This window comes from Burkholderia sp. HI4860 (assembly GCF_002223045.2).
GTDB lineage: Bacteria > Pseudomonadota > Gammaproteobacteria > Burkholderiales > Burkholderiaceae > Burkholderia.
This window is the reverse complement of the sequence record NZ_NKFO02000003.1, coordinates 1,734,010-1,752,464: the sequence shown is the minus strand read 5'-3', so window position 1 is coordinate 1,752,464 and position 18,455 is coordinate 1,734,010. Positions and strand designations below refer to the sequence as shown.

The window sequence follows — 18,455 nt, the reverse complement described above, 5'->3', positions numbered from 1 at the left end:
CGCCGGCCGGCCGCGACCGGCCGGCGCGCGGTGTCAGATCGTGCGGCGCACGAACGGCAGCCGGCGGCCGTCGTGCTCGCTCTGCGCGGCGAGCTCGATGATCGTCATCACGTCGACGGCGTCCTGCGCGGTGACGGGGAACGGCGCGCCGTCGCGGATCGACGCGGCGAGCGCGCGGTAGAACTCCGCGTACTGGCCATCGAGCGTCGGCACCGGGCGCTCGACCTCGACTTCGCCGTCGAGCACGCGCAGCAGGCCGGGCGGGTTGCCGCCGCCGAATTCGACATCGTCGGCGGTGAGGCCGGCCTTGAGCTGGTCTTCCTGCGTGTCGAGCCCGAACTTCTGGTAGCTGCCGCGCGTGCCGTGCAGCGTGAAGCGCGCGGGTTCGATCGCCGACAGCGCGCTCGCATGCAGCGCGACGTCCTTGTCCGGATAGCCGAGCTGCAGGTGCACGAAATCGGGCGCCGTGCCGTTGTCGCGGCGCGTCTTGACGGTCGCGCTCACCGTTTCCGGCAGGCCGAACAACGCGAGCGCCTGGTCGATCAGGTGCGGGCCGAGGTCGAGCAGCAGGCCGCCGCCGCGAGCCGGCTCCTCGCGCCAGCGCGTGCGCGGCGTCGGGCGGAAGCGGTCGAAGTGCGACTCGAAACGGGTGATGCGGCCGAGCTCGCCCGACTTGACGATGTCGCGCACGGTGAGGAAGTCGCCGTCCCAGCGGCGGTTGTGGAACGGCGCGAACAGCCGGCTGCGTGCGTTCGCGAGCCGCGCGAGCGCGAGCGCCTCGTCGGCGGTGAGCGTCACGGGCTTGTCGACGACCACGTGGCGGCCTGCTTCGAGCACCTGGCGCGCGAGCGCGAAGTGCGTGTCATTCGGCGTGGCGATCACCACGCACTCGATGTCGTCGAGGCCGAGCAGCGTGTCGAGATCGGGGACGACGCGCGCGCCCGGATACGCCGCCTGCGCGCGATCGGGCTGACCCGTCGCGATCGCGGCGACTTCAGTGCGGCCGCTCGTGGCGATCACGGGCGCGTGGAACGTCGCGCCGGCGAAACCGAAACCCATCAAACCAATCCTGAGCAATGACGACATGGCAATTCCTGGCTGCGAAGGAAACTAAAGGATGGCGCGCCGGGACGGCGCGTAGACGACCGGCTATTTTGGCATGGCGCCGCCGCTTGCACCGGCGCGTTCAGGCGAAATGCGCGATGCGATGCGGCGCTTGCGCAAGGCAAGCCGGCATTTGCGCAGGCCGGGTGGCCGCGTGAGCGGGGTTTGCCCGCCTGCGCCCGTGCAATGAACGGCTGCCGCAGGGGCGCCGCCCGGCGTCATAGGGTTGCCCGCTGCCGCACGGCGGCGGCGACCTGCGCCGCCCACACCGCGCAGGCCGTTGCGCCGGGGTGGAAGCCGTCGGCGGCCATCAGGTGGCGCTCGAGCGGCAGCTCGACGCGCAGGAACGTGCAGTGCGGCTGCGTGGCGGCCCACCCGGCGAGCGCCGTGTTGAGCCGCTTTGCTCGCAGCCCGAGATACCACGCGAGCGGCTGCGGCAGCGCCGGAAAGCGCTCCATCGGCGGCACCGCCGACAGGATCGCGTGCCCGACCCGGAAGCGCGCGGCGAGCAGCCGGACGAGCTCGGCCTGCTGCGCCTGCCAGCGAGCCGGCGGCACGCCGCCCGTCACGTCGTTGACGCCGAGCGACGTGACGGCCACGTCGAACGGCTCGGCCGGCTCGGCGGCGAGCCAGTCGACCAGCTCCCGCGTGGTCAGGCCGGTGCGCGCGAGCAGCTTCCAGCTCACGCGATGGGTGGCCGCGAGCGCGCTCGCCAGTTGCCCGGACAGCGCGTCGCGCTGCGTCGCGACGCCGACGCCCGCGGCGGCCGAATCGCCGACCACCAGCACGCGCAGCGGCGGGCCGTCGCCCGCCACGCCGTCGCGCGGGCCGGCCGCCTCGGGCAGCCGCGGCGTGACGCGGCGCACGTGGCGCCCCTGCGCGAACAGCAGCGGGCCGAGGGCGGCGGTGGCGAACGGGTATCCCATGATGTCGATCCGGTGGTGGTGCAAGTGAGGCAAACGGGCCGGCGCGGGGCGGCGCCGGGGTGGACGTATTGTGGCCGATCGGTGCGCGAACGGGGCCGGATTGGCCGAACGGACAGGGGGCGGCCGGCCGGTCGGCCCGCGCAGCCCCGCGCGGCGGCGCTCCCGAAAAGCGCGCCGCCGACGTGTTAACATGCGCGTCCTGCCCGCGTGTCCGCCTGCTTCGCCAGCCCGCCGCGCACGGCATCCTCCCGGCGTTCCGCCGTCAACCGCAACACCATCCGTCATCATGTCCGCAGGCCTGAATCCCGCCCAGAACGAAGCGGTGCGCTACCTCGACGGTCCCTGTCTCGTGCTCGCCGGCGCGGGCAGCGGCAAGACCCGCGTGATCACGCAGAAGATCGCGCACCTGATCGAAGCGAAAGGCTTCGAGCCGCGCCACATTGCCGCCGTCACGTTCACGAACAAGGCGGCCGCCGAAATGCGCGAGCGCGTGTCGAAGCTGCTCGAGGGCAAGACGCTCACCACGCCCGGCAAGGAAGGCCGCAAGGTGCCCGTCAACCAGCTCACCGTCTGCACCTTCCACTCGCTGGGCGTGCAGATCCTGCGCCAGGAGGCCGAGCACGTCGGCCTGAAGCCGCAGTTCTCGATCATGGATTCGGACGACTGCTTCGGAATGATCCAGGAGCAGATCGGCACGACCGACAAGGGCCTGATCCGCAAGATCCAGAGCACCATCTCGCTGTGGAAGAACGGCCTGATCATGCCCGACGAGGCGATGACGATCGCGGCCAACGAGGACGAGCACCAGGCCGCGCTGGTCTACCGCAACTACGTCGCGACGCTGCATGCGTACCAGGCGGTCGACTTCGACGACCTGATCCGCCTGCCGGCCGAACTGTTCGCGAAGAACGAACAGGTGCGCGACCGCTGGCAGAACAAGCTGCGCTACCTGCTGATCGACGAGTACCAGGACACCAACGCGTGCCAGTACGAGCTGCTGAAGCTGCTCGCCGGCCCGCGCGCGGCGTTCACGGCGGTGGGCGACGACGACCAGGCGATCTACGGCTGGCGCGGCGCGACGCTCGAGAACCTCGCGCAGCTCGGCAAGGATTTCCCGAAGCTGCACGTGATCAAGCTCGAGCAGAACTACCGGTCGACGGTGCGCATCCTCACCGCCGCGAACAACGTGATCGCGAACAACCCGAAGCTGTTCGAGAAGAAGCTGTGGTCCGAGCACGGGATGGGCGATTCGATCACCGTCACGCCGTGCAACGACGAGGAGCATGAAGCCGAATCGGTCGTGTTCCGGCTGTCCGCGCACAAGTTCGAGCGTCGCGCGCAGTTTCGCGACTACGCGATCCTGTATCGCGGCAACTTCCAGGCGCGGATCTTCGAGCAGGTGCTGCGCCGCGAGCGGATTCCGTACGTGCTGTCGGGCGGCCAGTCGTTCTTCGACAAGGCCGAGATCAAGGATCTGTGCGCGTACCTGCGGCTGATCGCGAACGCCGACGACGATCCTGCATTCATCCGCGCGGTCACCACGCCGCGCCGCGGGATCGGCAACACGACGCTCGAAGCGCTCGGCTCGTTCGCGGGCCAGGCGAAGGTGTCGCTGTTCGAGGCCGTGTACATGGGCGGGATCGAGGCGCGGCTGTCCGCGCGCCAGGTCGAGCCGCTGCGGATGTTCTGCGACTTCATCCAGCGCCTGACCGAGCGTGCGGACAAGGATCCCGCCACCGCCGTGCTCGACGACATGATGGAGGCGATCCACTACGAGGCGTACCTGTACGACGCGTTCGACGAACGGCAGGCGCAGTCGAAGTGGCAGAACGTGCTCGAATTCCTCGAATGGCTGAAGCGCAAGGGCACCAAGCCCGAGACGGAAGCGGTCGACGGCGAGGCGGAAGGTTTTCACAACGCGGACGGGCTCGCCGATACCGGCAAGAACCTGCTCGGCCTGATCCAGACCGTCGCGCTGATGTCGATGCTCGAGGGCAAGGACGAGGATCCGGATGCGGTGCGGTTGTCGACGGTCCACGCGTCGAAGGGGCTCGAGTATCCGCACGTGTTCCTGGTCGGCGTCGAGGAAGGCATCATGCCGCACCGCGGCGGCTCCGAGGACGACGGCCCGATCGACAACGAGCGGATCGAGGAGGAGCGCCGGCTGATGTACGTCGCGATCACGCGCGCGCAGCGCAGCCTGCACCTGAACTGGTGCAAGAAGCGCAAGCGGGCGCGCGAGACGGTCGTGTGCGAACCGTCGCGCTTCATCCCGGAGATGGGGCTCGACGACGCGCCGCCGCCGACGCCGGAGGAGGCGCCGATGTCGCCGAAGGACCGGCTCGCGAGCCTGAAGGCGTTGCTGCAGAAGTGACGCCGGGCGTTCCGGCTGAGCGCCAGCAAAACAAAACCCCCGCGACGCGTGTGCATCGCGGGGGCTTTTTACTGACGGCCGGGTGGGGTCACTTCGACGCGTTGACCATGTAGTCGACGGCGGCCTTCACGTCGGCGTCCGACGCGTTCGACCCGCCCTTCGGCGGCATCGCGCCCTTGCCGTGCAGCGCGTAGTTGTAGACCGTATCCATCGAGTCCTTCAGGCGCGGCGCCCAGTCTTCCTTGCTGCCGAACTTCGGCGCGCCGAGCACGCCCGCCGCGTGGCAGGCCTGGCAGGTCGACGTGTACAGCGCCTTGCCGGCGTCGGCGCCGGCCGGAGCGGCTGCTGCCGCAGGCGCTTCGCCGGCCTTCGGGATCGCGGCGATCGCAGCCTGGGCCGCGGCGATTTGCGCGCTGGCGGCGTCCGCCGTGCCCGACGCGGCTGCGGCGCCGCTGGCCAGTTGCGCCGCGTTGGCGGCCGGCGCGGCCGGTTCGGGGAAGTTCGCGCCGTCGTTGTTCGCCATGTAGACGATCGCACGGGCGATTTCATAGTCGCTGACGTCGTCAGGGCTCGTGCCGCCGCGCGGCGGCATCGCGCCCTTGCCGGCCAGCGCCGTCTTCAGCAGCGTGTCGAAGCCTTGCGAGATGCGCGGCGCCCAGTCGTCCTTGTTGCCGAATTTCGGCGCGCCGGCGGCGCCCGTGCCGTGGCAGGTCACGCAGACGGCCTTGTAGACTTCCTCGCCGGTCTTGAACGTGCGGGGCGCGTTGGCGTCCTTCACGTCGACCTTCGCGAGCGGGGCGACACGTGCGGCGACCTGTTCGTCGGATAGCGCGTCCGTGCCGGCGCCGGAACGGAACGCATGGTTCGCATAGTTGGCGAACAGGACGATCAGGATGATCGGAATCGCGAACGACGCGATGATGACGGCAATCAGCTGCCCGGGGGTTTTGACGGGAGATTCGTGGGGTGCTTCGCTCATGCTTGCCTCGTCTCCGTGAATAGGAATTGTGAGCGCGGTGCAACGGCAAATGGCAGTCCAATGAAGCCCGGTCGATTATAGACGGAACGTTTACATCACGGCGAGCGGTGCGATGGCGCGTGTTTACCCGCACGCGGCCCGGCCCGGCGGGGATTCGTCGGGCAAGGTGGACGCGTCATGGGAAACCGGGTATCCTTGCCGTCTTGCCAATCGTGGGCGGCCTGTATATTGGGGTCGCTTCACTGTCACAGGCGCCCGTAGCTCAATGGATAGAGTACTGCCCTCCGAAGGCAGGGGTTGCTGGTTCGATCCCAGCCGGGCGCGCCAAAACATGCCTGTTCAGGCACTCTGCGGTTTCATCGCTTCGTCGTTTTCCCGTTTGCAGTAATATCCCGGCCGGTTAGCGGTGTTCGATCGCATGCGCATCCGATCCGGCTCAGTCGTTCGCCGGTCCGGTTCGACGTGCGCGAAACCCATCTGAAAACACTGGTTGAAAGTGTCGACCGAAACGACAAATAGCCGCGTCGCACCGCGGGCGACGATCACCGCATGAGCAAATCACTCCCCGTTCAGTTCATCAACGGGCCGGACGGCACACCGGCCTTCGTCGTGATTCCGTACGCCGACTATGTCGCGAAGCAGCGGGTCACGCCCGCTCCGATACCGCACGAAGTCGTGACGCGCGCCGTGTTCGACGGCAGTTCGCCCGCGCGTGCGTGGCGCGAATATCTCGGGCTGACGCGGGCCGAGGTCGCGCAGCGGCTCGGCATCAGTCGCTCGGACTACGCAAAACGCGAGAAGCGCGAGAAGCTGCGCAAGCCGCTGCGCCGGAAGATCGCGGCAGCGCTGGGCATCACGCTGGCGCAGCTCGACTTCTGACGCACGGGCCGGCGAGCGCGCCGGGCATGCCGAGCGCCCCCGGCCGCAGCCGCCGCGCTGGTGTCGTGTTGCCTCGTCGTTGTGCGAGAATCCCCCGCAACGACCACTCCAAGCGACGATCGCGGCGGCCGTCCGCGCATCGCGCCGACTCTCGATGGCTGCCATCCTGTCTACCTCGACCGCAGTCGATGCCCGCGCGCTGACCGATGCGCAGCAGGCACTGCTCGCGCGTCTGCACGCCTATTCCTCCGACGATCCGACCGCGCCGCTGCCGTACAGCCGGCGCCTGGCCGAAGCCGAAGGCTGGTCGCATGCGCATGCGCTGGCCGTGATCGACGAATACAAGCGCTTCGCGTTCCTCGCGCAGGCGGCCGGACACCCGGTCACGCCGTCGCACGCCGTCGACGCCGCCTGGCACCTGCACCTCCAATACACCCGCGAATACTGGGACGTGTTCTGCGCGGACGTGCTGCGCGAGCCGCTGCATCACGTGCCGGGCGCGGGCGCGCCCGACGAGGCCGCGCAGTACGCGCGGCAGTACCGGCAGACGCTCGACAGCTACCGCAGGCTGTTCGGTTGCGAGCCGCCCGAAGCGATCTGGCCGCGCCCCGTCGCCGAGGCCCAGCCTGCCGACGCCCCGGTGCAGCGCGCCGAACTGCGCGACGGCCCGTCGAGCGAGCCCGCCGCGCGCCCGCGACGCTGGCGACGCATCGCGAAGTTCGCGTGGCCGACGGCGGCGATCAGCGTCGCGGCGACCTGCGCGAGCGCGAGCGATTTCAATGTGCTGGACTTCTCGGGTCCGGACTTTCTCGGGTTGTTCTACGTGCCGCTCTGCGTCGCCGCGCTGCTGCTGATCGCCGGCCTGCAGTGGATCGAATACCGCCGCCGTGCGTGGGGAACGCGCGCCCCCGAATCGGCGCCCGACCTGAGCGCGGAGGAAGCGGCGTATCTCGCGGGCGGCGGTGCGCGGATGGCGCAGGTCGCGATGCTGTCGCTCGCGCATGCCGGTGCGATCGAGCTGCGGATGAGCAAGGGCCACGACGCGCGGGTGCGGATCGGCGATCCGCTACACGCAGGCGCGTATGGCGCCGACTGGGAATGGCTGAGGCGGCAACCCGGCGGCGAGACGAGCTGCCACGCGTTTCGTCAGCGTCTCGCGTGGCGCGAAGCCGACTGCGCCGCAGCGTTGCAGCGCAAAGGCTGGCTCTGGGCGCCGGGCGAGATGCGGGCGACGCGGATGGCCGCGCGCGCGATCCTGCTGCTCGTGTTCGGCGCGGGCGCGGCGAAGCTCGCGGTCGGCCTGAGCCGCGGCCGGCCCGTGCTGCTGCTGATGATTGTCATGGCGGCGTTCATGGTCGCGTACCACTTCATGGTCGGCCGCCTGCCCGGCGTCGGGTGCGCCGGCATGACGCGCGGCGGCGAGGCGGCGCTCAATGCGCACCGCGACCAACGCCGGAGCGACCGCGCGACGCCGGACGGGCTCTTGTGGACGGCCGCGCTGTTCGGCGCCGGCGCGCTCGCCGGTACCGTGTGGGCCGCGCATTCGAAAGTGCTGATGGCGCCGCCGCCCGTTGCCGTGAATACCGGCGGGTCGAGCGGTTCGTTCGACTCGGGCGCCGGAGACAGCAGCAGTTCGAGTTCGTGCAGTTCGTCGAGCTCATGCAGCTCGAGCAGTTGCGGCGGCTGTTCGAGCAACTGAGCACAGCGCGCGCCGAGCTACGCGATCTCGGCATCGGCGGGCGTGCGTGCCTGCGCGGCATGCCCGTCGCCCGCCTCGACGATCAGCGTCCAGTCGAACGCCGGCAGTGCGCAGACCTGCTCGACGGTGGCCGCGTACTCGTGCGCGGGCGCGTGCAGGTAGCGCACCTTGTCGGTCCATTCGGGCAGCGGCGCCTGCGACGAGGTCACCACGACCGCCAGCAGATCCTGCTCCGGCCGCCGTGCGATGTCCTGCAGGCTCAGCCGGACCTTGTCGAGGTCGCCGTCGGCGTCCAGGATCAGCGCGCCGGGGATCGGCGCATCGGGGCGGCCGGGCGGGTTGCCGATCGCGCCTTTGTCGATGCACTGCTGATACACATGGCGATAGCGCGGCAGCGCCTGCTGCAGCGCGTGATGCTTGCGGACCTTCGCCTGCGCCGTGCGCGCGAGTCCGCGGCGCAGCGCCGGGTTCGCGATCAGCCGTTCGAGCGCGTCGACCCACGCCTGCGGCGCATCCGGGACCAGCAGGCCGTCGCAGCCGTCGTGCAGCGCGAAGCGATAGGCCGGCCGGTCGCTGACGATCGAGGCGATGCCGGCCGCCGCGTATTCCTGCCACTGGATCGTGCTCGTGCCGGCGTTGTAGTCGTGGTCGACGAGCGGCAGCAGCGCGATGTCCCAGCGCCGTTCCGGCAGGCGTTGCGCGTGCATGTCGTAGTCGTGAAGCTCGGGCTCGCACCCGGCGGCCGGGTGGCCGGCCCAGCCCGGCGGGACGTCCGCGCCGACGAAACTCACCCTGACCTTGCCGGGATGGCGCGCGCAGATCGCGTGCAGCGCTGCGTCGACGAGCGCGAAGTTGTCGGCGCGCAGCGACGCGCCGGCGATGCCGATCGTCACGCAGTCGTCGCCGCGCGCCGTCACGGGCCGGTAGAACCGGTCGAAGTCCACGCTGTCGGGCAGCACGTGAACACGCGGGTGCGACAGCCGGTAGCGGCTGGCGATGAACGGTGTGGATACGATCACGGCGTCCGCGTTGCGCAGCACGAGCTCGATCCCCGCGCGGGCCATCCCGCCTTGCGCGGCGAGCGGATGCGTGGCCGGCAGCTCGGTCAGCAGGTCGTCGGTCTCGTAGATCACCGGCTTTTCATGCTTGAAGATCGTGTACAGGTCGTTGCCCGTCAGCATGCCGGGCGTCAGCCGGTGCAGCAGGATGGCGTCGGCCGTGGCCAGCACGCTGCTGTCGATCTGGCCGTCCCGGATGCCCGGGACGAGTTCCCATTCGTCGTTCAGCAAACCGAACGGCAGCGTGAGGCGAATTCGCGACGACGCGGATGCGTCCGGATCGATCGAATACACGATCAGGCGCTTGCGGCGCGGTGCGGCGTCGGCAGTCGCGGCGACGGGCGCCAGCGTCCGGTTCTCCGCCAGCAGCCGCGCGTACAGCGCACCGTGGCGGGCGGCGTTGCGGCCGATGTCGTGCTGCGCGCGGATCGCATCCTGCGCGGCCGCGGCGAGTTGCGCGCGGGTGGGCGGATGCTCGATCAGGTGCGCGATCGCGTCGATCCACGCGTCGGCGGTGTCGGCGACGATCCAGGCCGTGCTGCCGTGGACAACCGGGCCGCCTTGCGCCGGCGTGGCGACGAGCACCGTGGCCGCGCCGGCCGCCGAGCATTCGAGCCATGCGCGCGGCGGCGCATCGTCGTGCAACGTGACCGGCGCCGCGACCAGCGCGATGTCGAGGTCCGCGCGCTTCAGCGCGTCGGCGTAGCTACCGTAAGGGGCAGGCTCCGCGATCAGCGTGACGTCCGGTTCGCGGTCCCAGCCGGCCGGCAGCGCCGCGCCGACGAACGACACCCGGAGCTTCCCCGGAAACCGCCGGCGGAGCTCGGCCAGCGCGTGGCGGACCTGCTCGAGACCCGCGCCGTCGAGCCCGGTGCCGGAAACCGCGAGATTCACGTGGTCGCGCATGCCGGGCGCCGCGCGGTGCAGACGCTCGAGATCGACGCCGGTCGGCAGCGCGTGCACCGAGGCGTTGACATGACGGTACTCCCGCACCAGCGCTTCCGACGGCACGACGATCGCATGTGCACGCTGCACGGCGCTGCGGATGCCTGCCTTGCGGCGCGCGTTGTCGGCCGCGCCGGGGAGGTCGGCGAGCAGCGTGTCGAGCGGCACGTCGATGTCGAGGACGACCGGCTTGCCGAGCGAGAACAGGTGTTCCAGGGTGGCGGCGGACAGCAGGCCCGGCGTGTCGCCCTGCAGCACGATCAGGTTCGCGCGCTGCAGCGCGTCGGGATCGATGCCGGCTGGCGTGACCGGGAACGTCAGTGCCCATTCGCGGTCCAGCCGCGCGAACGGCTGCGCGAAGCGCAGGCCGGTGCGCGCGTGATCGGCCGGTTCGGCGGTGACGACCGCGATGCAAGAAGGCGATGTGGACGCGGGCTGTCCCTGGGCGGCAGCGCCCGTCGCGACGGCCTGCGCATCCAGCGTGTCCGCGTGCGCCTGGGTCCGCTCGACGAAGTGCTGCAACTGCTGCCAGAACGTCTCCTCTTCCTTCAGGTAGACGCTGCGCGCTTCGTGAACGGTGGCCTTCGCGTGGGCGATCTCGTGTTCGTCGAGCCCCCACGCGATGCCCTTGCCGTCCATCACCCACCGCGTCGGCTCCGACAGCGACGCGTCGTTCATGATGCACACGACCGGGCAGCCGCACAGCAGCGCTTCGAACACGGCGGTGGACCATTCGTACGTGTACAAGCACTCGACCTGTCGGAACAGCGCCGCGAGTTCGTGCGCCGAACGTTCCGGCACGCGGGTCGAGATTTCGATCGACTCGGCGGTGACGGGATGCAGCGTGCCGCCGCGCCGCAGGTGGCGATTGATGAAGACGGCCGTGCCGTTGCGGCGGGCGTCGTCGACACCGTCGCTGTTGAAGATGCGCGTGTCGACCAGCGGCATGCGCAGCAGGTCCGCCTGCCATTCTTCGGGCACGAGCGACGGCCCGAACGTGAAGACGAGGTCGTCCGGCTGCAGCGCGATCGGTTCGCCGTTGATGCGGCCGGGCTCGGCCAGCAGGTAGCGCACGACGCAGCGCGCGTTGAGCGGGTTGCCGGTGACGACGTCCGGGTAGACGACGATCGGGCTGCGGTTCGCGCGGGCATGCATCCGTGCGATGTCGTTGGTCAGCGGCGGCGTGCGCAGCTCGGGATGCACGACCGCCGTGCAGACGTACGCTTCGTGGCCGAGCTGGTTCAGCACGTGGCACAGGTAGTGCATCGCGCGGATCCCGCCGGAGGTTTGCCGGAAATTCGGCGCGAGTATGTAGTACGGGTGGTCGAGTCGCGTAAAGATGCGCGAACCGCTGTGCGCCACGCCAGGTGTGGGAGTCGTCATCGTTATCGGGTGCGGTAGAAATCGAAGACCACGTCGAGGATGCGATCCTGTTCGGCTTCGGTCATGTCGTGGTACAGCGGTAGCCGGACGAGCCGGTCGGCGACGAGGTCCGTCACCGCCATGCCGGACCCGCAGCGCCCGTAGCGCTGGCCGGCCGGCGAACTGTGCAGCGGCACGTAGTGGAACACCGCGTTCACGCCCACCGCGCGGATCTGCTGCAGCAGCGCGGTGCGTTCGGCGAGGTCGCGTGCGAGGAAATAGAACATGTGGCCGTTGCCGCGCTCGGCGAGCGAAATCGCGGGCAGCTCGAGCAGCCCGTCCGCGTGCAGCGGCTGCAGCGCGTCCTGGTAGCGCTGCACGGTCGCGCGCCGCTGCGCGGTGATCACGTCCGCGTGCTCGAACTGCGCGTACAGGAATGCCGCGATCAGCTCGCCCGGCAGGAACGACGAGCCGACGTCGACCCAGGTGTACTTGTCGACCTGCCCGCGGAAGAACTGACTGCGGTTGGTGCCCTTCTCGCGGATGATCTCCGCGCGCTCGACGAGGCGCGGGTCGTTGACCAGCAGCGCGCCGCCTTCGCCCGAGATCACGTTCTTGGTCTCGTGGAAGCTGAGGCACGCGAGGTGGCCGAGGCTGCCGAGCGGCTTGCCGTTCCACGTCGACTGCAGCGCCTGGGCGGCGTCCTCGATCACCCACAGGTCGTGGTCGGCCGCGAGCTGCCCGATCACGTCCATGTCGCAGGCGACGCCCGCATAGTGCACCGGCACGATCGCGCGCGTGCGCCGGGTGATCGCGGCGGCGATCTGCGTCTCGTCGAGATTCAGCGTGTCGCGGCGGATGTCGACGAACACCGGCGTCGCGCCGCGCAGCACGAACGCGTTGGCGGTCGACACGAACGTGTAGGACGGCATGATCACTTCGTCGCCGGGCTGCACGTCGGCGAGGATCGCGGCCATCTCGAGCGCGGCCGTGCACGAGTGCGTGAGCAGCGCGCGCTGGCAGCCGATGCGCGCTTCGAGCCAGCGGTGGCAGAGCTTCGTGAACGCCTGGTCGCCGGCGAGGCCGCCCTGCTCGACCGCTTTCGCGATGTAGTAGAGCTCCTTGCCGACCACGAACGGGCGGCCGAACGGAATGCAGTCGAGATTGGGTGGGCCGAACATGGTCAGGCTCCGCATCAAGGGGTGGGACGTCCGGCCGCGCGGCTCGCGCGCGGCGCCGCTCAAATGTCCTTGCGGACGAGAATCGTGAATTCGTACAGGCCGTAGTCGTGCAGCAGCGCGACGTGGCGCGAATAGCGGCGCTTGCAGCGATCGAACAGCGCGCACGGGTCCGCGTAGTACAGGAGGTCCGGGCGCATGAACGGCGGATCGGAATACGACGTCAGGCAGTTGAACGAGAAGCCCAGTCGGCTCGTCGCGTGCAGCGTGTCGAGCGTCGCGTGGATGTAGTCGAGCCACGCGTCGTCGCCGTGACCGCGCCTGACGTTGAAGATGCCGGATGCGATCCCGTAGTCCGACGCGGCCTGCGGCACCGCGCCGACATGAAACGCGACGTTCGCGTCGTCGCGGTAGCGCTGCCGCGCGGCGTCGACCATGTCGGACGAGATGTCGTAGCCCGCATACGCGAAGCCGTCCGGCAGCGCGCGCGCCTTCAGGAAATCGACCAGCGCGCCGTAGCCGCAGCCGATGTCGTTCACCGAATGGCCGCCGGACGCAGGCAGGATCTTCGTCAGTTGTTCGAAGCGCAGGAACTGGCCGGCTTCGCCGTTCCAGTCGACGCCGCGCGCGGTCGCGCCGTGCTCCGCCAGCCGCGCGCTGTAGTACGCGGCCACTTCTTCCAGCAGGCTCGCATGCGGGGATTCGCTCATGGGCATCGCCTCAGTCTTTCGAGGTCAGCGCGTACCGGCGCGCTTCGGGACCGCAGTTGAACAGCACGTCGAGCACCGTCACGCCGTGGACGAAGTCGCCCCACTGCTGCGGATACTCGGGATAGGTCGGATAGTCGAACCAGCGCACCGCGACGCCGGCATCGGCGAACAGGTTCTCGTCGAGGTAGCTGCGCGCGGCCGGGCCGGACAGGTACTCGGTCGCGCCCGCCTGCACGCACAGGTTCAGCAGCTTCTCGGTGCGGTCGCCGTGCAGCGCGTAGTCCGACGTCGACGACACACGCGTGCCGATCTCCAGTTGCCGGAGGATCCACGTCAGCATCGCGACATTCAGCTCGCTCAGCATCCCGTAGGTGCGGCCGGTGTAGAGCGCTTCGAGCTCGTCCGCATAGCGGGCGAAGTGCGGCGCGCGCGCGTAGTTCTGCTGCAGGGCCTTCCAGTGCAGCGGCGCCCAGTCGGCGCCGTCGATCTCGGTTTCGCGGATCGACTGGTGATACTTGCCCTTCACCTTCACCGGCACGCTCAGCCATTGCACGCCCTGCGGCGTCTTGATCTGGTTGCGGTTGCGCCAGTCGCGGCGCGTGTACTGCGCGTCGTCGTAGAGGATGAACTCGTCGCTGGCGGCGATCAGGTCGAAGTAGCCCTTCCACGGAATGTAGTTGGACTGGACGATCGCCACCCGCTTCGCGTCGCGGTTCATGGTCGCACCGCTCATGCCGGAATGTGGCCGTACCGGTACATGTCGACGAGCTCGGGCGGAATGCCCCAGTCCGTCGCGCCCAGCTTGTCGTGCAGCGCCTCGAGATCCGTACGGATCGCGTTCTGAAGCTGTTCGACCATGCGGTTGCGCGCCGGCACGAAGTCGTGCTGGTACGCGGCGTTGATCTGATGGCGTACCGTCTTCGCGATCGCGGCCTCGCGCGTCATGTTGCGGATCAGCTTGCGTTCGGGCGCGAGTTCCGCGTAGCGCGGATCGATCGGCTCGCCGCGCATCGCCGCGACGAGATCGCGGCACAGCACCGGCGACAGGTGGAAGCCGTCACGCTTGGTGCCGCCGAGAATCCAAAGGTCGCGCACGCTGGTTTCGCCGAACAGCGGATACAGGTCGGACGTCGTCGGCCGCCAGCCGACGTTGACGTTGAGCAGGTTCGCGCGCGAGAAGCGGGTGTTGATCTGGTCCATCGCGGACTTCAGCAGCGTGTACGCGCTGCCGGCGTGGCCGTGGTCGTGCGGCACCGGGCTGATGTAGTTGCTGGCGCCGACGAGGGTCCGGTCGGGCCCGTGCGGCGCCGAATACACGCCGCACGCGAGGCCGCGGTTGGTGGTGCGCACGCAGTGCGTGTGTACGTTCTCCGCGCTCTGCAGTTCGATCGACATGCCGATGCCGTAGAACATCCGCTGCACCGGCAGCTCGGGCAGGCTCGCCTGCAGCACGCGCGTCACGTTGGCGCCGTTGCAGAGGATGAAGCGGTCCGCGCCGAGCACGCTGCCATCGGACAGGCGCGCCCCGGTGACGCGTCCGGCCGCGGTGTCGAGCCGCTCGACCTCGGCGTCGATGAAGCGCACGTTGCCGGCTTGCGCGACCGACTCGGTCAGCGCGTCGAGAAACTGTTTCGGATTGACCCAGCCTTCGCGTTTCAGGAAGACCGCCTTCAGCGCGCGATAGCGCGGGTCCGGATGATAGTTCGGGATCCCTGACGGATCGACTGCCTCGCAGGGCTCCTCGAATTCGCGACAGAACCGCTGCATGGCCGCGAAGTTCTCGTCGTCGAGCGCGTCGGTCGCCGCGTTGTTCAGCACGAAGGTGCCGAAGCCGTACGCGATCGCGCGCGCCGGCGTGCAGATTTCGGCGAATACGGCGGGCCAGGCCGCCGTCGCGCCGCGGCTCAGCTCGAACTTGAAGCGGTCGATCGGCGTGCCGAGCGAATCGCCTTCCAGTTCGGTAAACGAATTGAGCATCGCCGCCGCGGCGCGCGTGGCCGAGCCGGGGCGATGCGCGTGGCCGACGATCACGAGCTCGACGCCCGGGTCCGCCCGCTGCCATGCGCGGGCCGTCATCAGGCCGAGAATGCCGTTGCCGAGGATCGCGATTTTCATTTGCGTGTGCCTCCACCCTCGGGAAATGACAGGTAGCACAGCGACGGATATGCCGCCGCCTTGTGGATCTGGTGCGGACGGTTGCCGAGCAGGTCGCGCAGGTAATGGATGCCTTCCGCGGGCAGCTGGCCGCCGCGGGTGAGCTGCCAGAACGCGACGATGCCGCCGGGCACCAGCCGCTCCATCACCGCGTCGAACGCGTGCCGGGTCGGCTCGATCACGTTCAGGTCGAACCACGCGAGCGCGACCATCTCGCCGGGATGCGCTTCGCCGAATGCCGCCAGCGTGTCGCGGCAGTCGCCTTCCCACACGTGGTGCTTGTCATGCACGTGCCCCATCGCGTTGCTGCGCTCGTGGAGGTTCAGCAGCTTGCGCAGCAGGTCGGCGTACTCGCCGGACAGCGAGTACGTGCCGTCGGAGAACAGCTTGCGGTCGCGCGTGTCGTGCTCGGCGAAGCCCGTGTAGCCGGTGAACGTATCGAATGCGTGGATGCGGCGCTGGAAGTTCAGCGGCTCGAGAATCGCGCGGAAGTTCTCGCACAGCACGGCGGTCTGCCCGCGCCACGTGCCGAGATCGAGGATCGCGCCCGGCAGCGGCACGATTTTTTGATAGATCTCGAAGGTCGCGAGCATGCGTGCGAGGAGCGAGCCGCGCACGAACAGGCCGAGCGACCGTTCCAGTTCCTCGCGCGTCGCGGGGTAGGTCTGCATCAGGTCGAACAGTTCGCGGCGCGCCGCGAGCTGATCGCCATCTGCGTTGGTGATGATCGCTGATTCGTGCATACACAGGGCTCCAGGCACAAAGGGTGTGACCGGACGAGCGCGCGTCGGCGCGGCGGCATCGGAATGCGCAACCGTTCGAGCGTCGCAGGTCGGTCATCTTTCTGCGATCAAGTCTAGCGAGCGCCGCCAGGATCGAATGTCGGATTAGCGGGTGGTTTCACCCCGCATTTCGATGGATTCGCGGGTGTCCGGCGCGCATTCAGGGCGGCCGCGGGTGCGGCTCGCAGTCGCGGGAATTGCGACCAATTCCAGCACCTGCTCGCCCGATTGGAACGCGGCGTGCGCGGGGAGAATTCGGACACGTCGGAGACCGTCGGTGCGTGCGTCCGCGAGCGAAGGCGTGCGCCGACGCAGCGGTGCCGGCCGCGATTCGAATCCCGTATTGGCTACCAGGACGACCTAAGCATCATGATGCCCACCTCCCCCGCCGCCGCCACGATCGAACAGGCGCTGGCGCACCATCAGGCCGACCGGCTGGAAGAGGCCGAGACGCTGTACCGGCGGATCCTCGACACCGATCCCCGGCACGCGGACGCGCTTCACCTCCTCGGCCTCATCGGCCATCAGTACGGGCGCTATCGGGAGGCATCCGACCTGATCATGGCGGCGATCGAGGTCAAGCCCGACGCGATCTATTACTACAACCTCGGCAACGTGATGCAGGCGGACAACCGTCACGCCGCCGCCGCCGAGTGCTTCCGGCTCGCCATCGAGCTGCGACCCGATTACGTCGATGCGTACAACAACCGCGGCAACGCGCTGCGGCTCGCCGGCGACGCCCGCGCGGCCGTCGATGCGTTCTGCCAGGCCATCGCGCTGAAGCCGGACAACGGCCAGGCCTACAACAACCTTGCGAACGCGCTGTTCGACCTGAACGAGATTCCGGCCGCGCTCGAGGCTTACCGGCACGCGGTCGCGCTGCGCCCCGAATTGCCGGAGCCGCGCAGCAACCTGCTGTTCGCGAGCCACTGCAGCGAAGGGTTCGATCAGGACGCCTATCTCGCCGAGGCCGCGCGCTACGACGAAGTCGTCACGCGGAGCGCGACGCCGCGGACGGACTGGCTCGTCGACCTGACCGCCCGCGCCGGGCGGCCGCTGAAGGTCGGCATCGTGTCGGGCGACCTGAAGGCGCATCCGGTCGGCTATTTCATCGAGAGCATGCTGAAGCATCTCGACGCGAACCGGATCGAGATGCATGCGTACCCGACGCGCGACGTCGAGGACGACGTGACCGCCCGCCTGAAGCCGGCCTTCGCGACGTGGACCTGCATTGCCGGCCTGAGCGACGAAGCGGCGGCCGCGCGTATCCGCGCGGACCGCATCGACGTGCTGCTCGACGCGGCGGGCCACACGGTCCACAACCGCCTGCCGCTGTTCGCGTGGAAGCCGGCGCCGCTGCAGGCGAGCTGGCCCGGTTATTTCGCGAGCACCGGCGTGCGCGCGATCGACTATGTGATCGGCGACCGTCACGTGCTGCCGCCCGCCGAGGCCGCGCATTTCACCGAGCGGCCGTGGCATCTGCCGGACAGCTATCTGTGCTTCACGCCGCCGGCCGAGCCTGTCGACGTCGGCGCGCTGCCGATGCTCGCGAACGGCCATCCGACCTTCGGCTATTTCGGCAACCTCGCGAAGATCACCGATCGCGTCGTCGCGGTCTGGTCGCGCGTGCTGCAATCGGTCGCGGGCGCGAAGCTGTTCGTGAAGGCCGAGCATCTCGACGATCCGCGCGAGCAGCAGGCGCTGGCCGCGCGCTTCGCGGCGCACGGCATCGACGCGCGGCGCCTGATCCTCGAAGGCCGCTCGCCGCGCGCCGAGTACCTGGCCGCGTACCGGCGCGTCGACCTGATGCTGAGCCCGTTCCCGTATCCGGGCGGCACGACGACCGCCGAAGCGCTGTGGATGGGCGTGCCCGTGCTGTGCCGGCGCGGCGAGCGCTTCCTGTCGCACATCGCCGAGAGCCTGCTGCATGCGGCGCGGCTGCCCGAGTGGATCGCGGACGACGATGACGCATATGTTGCGCAGGCCGTCGCGCGGGTCGGCCAGCCTGCCGAGCTGGCGGCGCTGCGCACGACGCTGCGCGCGCAGGTGCTCGCGTCGCCGCTGTGCGACGCGCCCCGCTTCGCGCGCCACTTCGAGGATGCACTGCACGGCATGTGGGCGCAGCACGTCGAAGCCGCGCCGGGCGCCTCCGTGTGAGGCCGCTCACGACGTGACGCGCGTGGGCATTTCCACGCCGGCGGCAAGCGGAACATCGCGCCCCTCGCGCTGAACACCGCGCCGGCCGACGTGATCGTCATTCCGGCCGGTGGCGCGTGCGCGACACCGTCGTCGGGATGGTGCGCGA

At 69.4% G+C, this 18,455-nt stretch carries 13 protein-coding genes and 1 tRNA gene; 5 read left to right on the top strand and 9 right to left on the bottom strand.

The features are described from left to right. Positions 1 to 33 precede the first annotated feature (33 nt). On the bottom strand, positions 34 to 1,086 hold the full coding sequence (locus CFB34_RS23425) for an oxidoreductase (RefSeq protein WP_089438954.1): 1,053 nt from the start codon (positions 1,084 to 1,086) through the stop codon (positions 34 to 36). Between the two features lie 236 nt (positions 1,087 to 1,322). Continuing rightward, the gene (locus CFB34_RS23420) at positions 1,323 to 2,030 is read right to left on the bottom strand and encodes an SGNH/GDSL hydrolase family protein (RefSeq protein WP_089438955.1); all 708 of its coding nucleotides are present in this window, start codon (positions 2,028 to 2,030) and stop codon (positions 1,323 to 1,325) included. A gap of 286 nt (positions 2,031 to 2,316) precedes the next feature. Here CFB34_RS23420 and CFB34_RS23415 point away from each other — a divergent pair, with 286 nt between their 5' ends. Then, positions 2,317 to 4,404 carry a UvrD-helicase domain-containing protein gene (locus CFB34_RS23415; RefSeq protein WP_071335374.1) on the top strand — a complete coding sequence of 696 codons (2,088 nt, stop codon included), beginning with the start codon at positions 2,317 to 2,319 and terminating at the stop codon, positions 4,402 to 4,404. 88 nt (positions 4,405 to 4,492) lie between these two features. Here the strand turns inward: CFB34_RS23415 and CFB34_RS23410 are convergent, their stop codons facing one another. Then, positions 4,493 to 5,383 (bottom strand): c-type cytochrome, encoded by an 891-nt coding sequence (locus CFB34_RS23410; protein WP_089438956.1) that lies wholly within the window; start codon positions 5,381 to 5,383, stop codon positions 4,493 to 4,495. Between the two features lie 251 nt (positions 5,384 to 5,634). On the opposite strand from CFB34_RS23410, the gene CFB34_RS23405 reads away from it, so the two are divergent. The 3 genes from CFB34_RS23405 (at position 5,635) to CFB34_RS23395 (ending at position 7,961) form a co-directional block, all read left to right on the top strand. Continuing rightward, positions 5,635 to 5,710: transfer RNA gene (locus tag CFB34_RS23405), tRNA-Arg, on the top strand. Positions 5,711 to 5,932: 222 nt separating this feature from the next. Next, a complete protein-coding gene (locus CFB34_RS23400; protein ID WP_089438957.1) occupies positions 5,933 to 6,262 on the top strand; it encodes a helix-turn-helix transcriptional regulator in 330 nt (109 codons plus the stop codon). 154 nt (positions 6,263 to 6,416) lie between these two features. Beyond that, a complete protein-coding gene (locus CFB34_RS23395) occupies positions 6,417 to 7,961 on the top strand; it encodes a TIGR04222 domain-containing membrane protein (RefSeq protein ID WP_089438958.1) in 1,545 nt (514 codons plus the stop codon). Between the two features lie 17 nt (positions 7,962 to 7,978). On the opposite strand, the gene CFB34_RS23390 is transcribed toward CFB34_RS23395, so the two are convergent. Genes CFB34_RS23390 through CFB34_RS23365 form a run of 6 tightly spaced genes read right to left on the bottom strand, consistent with a single transcriptional unit; the run spans position 7,979 to position 16,111 of the window. Beyond that, positions 7,979 to 11,347 (bottom strand): glycosyltransferase, encoded by a 3,369-nt coding sequence (locus tag CFB34_RS23390; RefSeq protein WP_089438959.1) that lies wholly within the window; start codon positions 11,345 to 11,347, stop codon positions 7,979 to 7,981. 2 nt (positions 11,348 to 11,349) lie between these two features. Next, a complete protein-coding gene (gene rffA / locus CFB34_RS23385; protein ID WP_089438960.1) occupies positions 11,350 to 12,507 on the bottom strand; it encodes a dTDP-4-amino-4,6-dideoxygalactose transaminase in 1,158 nt (385 codons plus the stop codon). 59 nt (positions 12,508 to 12,566) lie between these two features. Next, entirely contained in the window at positions 12,567 to 13,214 is a 648-nt protein-coding gene (locus CFB34_RS23380; protein WP_089438961.1) for a class I SAM-dependent methyltransferase, read from the bottom strand. A gap of 10 nt (positions 13,215 to 13,224) precedes the next feature. Further along, positions 13,225 to 13,947 (bottom strand): WbqC family protein, encoded by a 723-nt coding sequence (locus CFB34_RS23375; protein WP_089438962.1) that lies wholly within the window; start codon positions 13,945 to 13,947, stop codon positions 13,225 to 13,227. Next, complete coding sequence (locus CFB34_RS23370; RefSeq protein WP_089438963.1) at positions 13,944 to 15,329, bottom strand: FAD-binding oxidoreductase; 1,386 nt, start codon at positions 15,327 to 15,329, stop codon at positions 13,944 to 13,946. Before CFB34_RS23370 ends, CFB34_RS23375 begins: the two co-directional genes overlap by 4 nt. Then, positions 15,326 to 16,111 carry a class I SAM-dependent methyltransferase gene (locus CFB34_RS23365; protein WP_089438964.1) on the bottom strand — a complete coding sequence of 262 codons (786 nt, stop codon included), beginning with the start codon at positions 16,109 to 16,111 and terminating at the stop codon, positions 15,326 to 15,328. The genes CFB34_RS23370 and CFB34_RS23365 overlap by 4 nt, the downstream gene beginning before the upstream one ends. Before the next feature lie 408 nt (positions 16,112 to 16,519). Here CFB34_RS23365 and CFB34_RS23360 point away from each other — a divergent pair, with 408 nt between their 5' ends. Further along, positions 16,520 to 18,307, top strand: coding sequence for a tetratricopeptide repeat protein (locus tag CFB34_RS23360; protein WP_089438965.1), 1,788 nt, complete (start codon positions 16,520 to 16,522; stop codon positions 18,305 to 18,307). Positions 18,308 to 18,455: the final 148 nt, after the last annotated feature.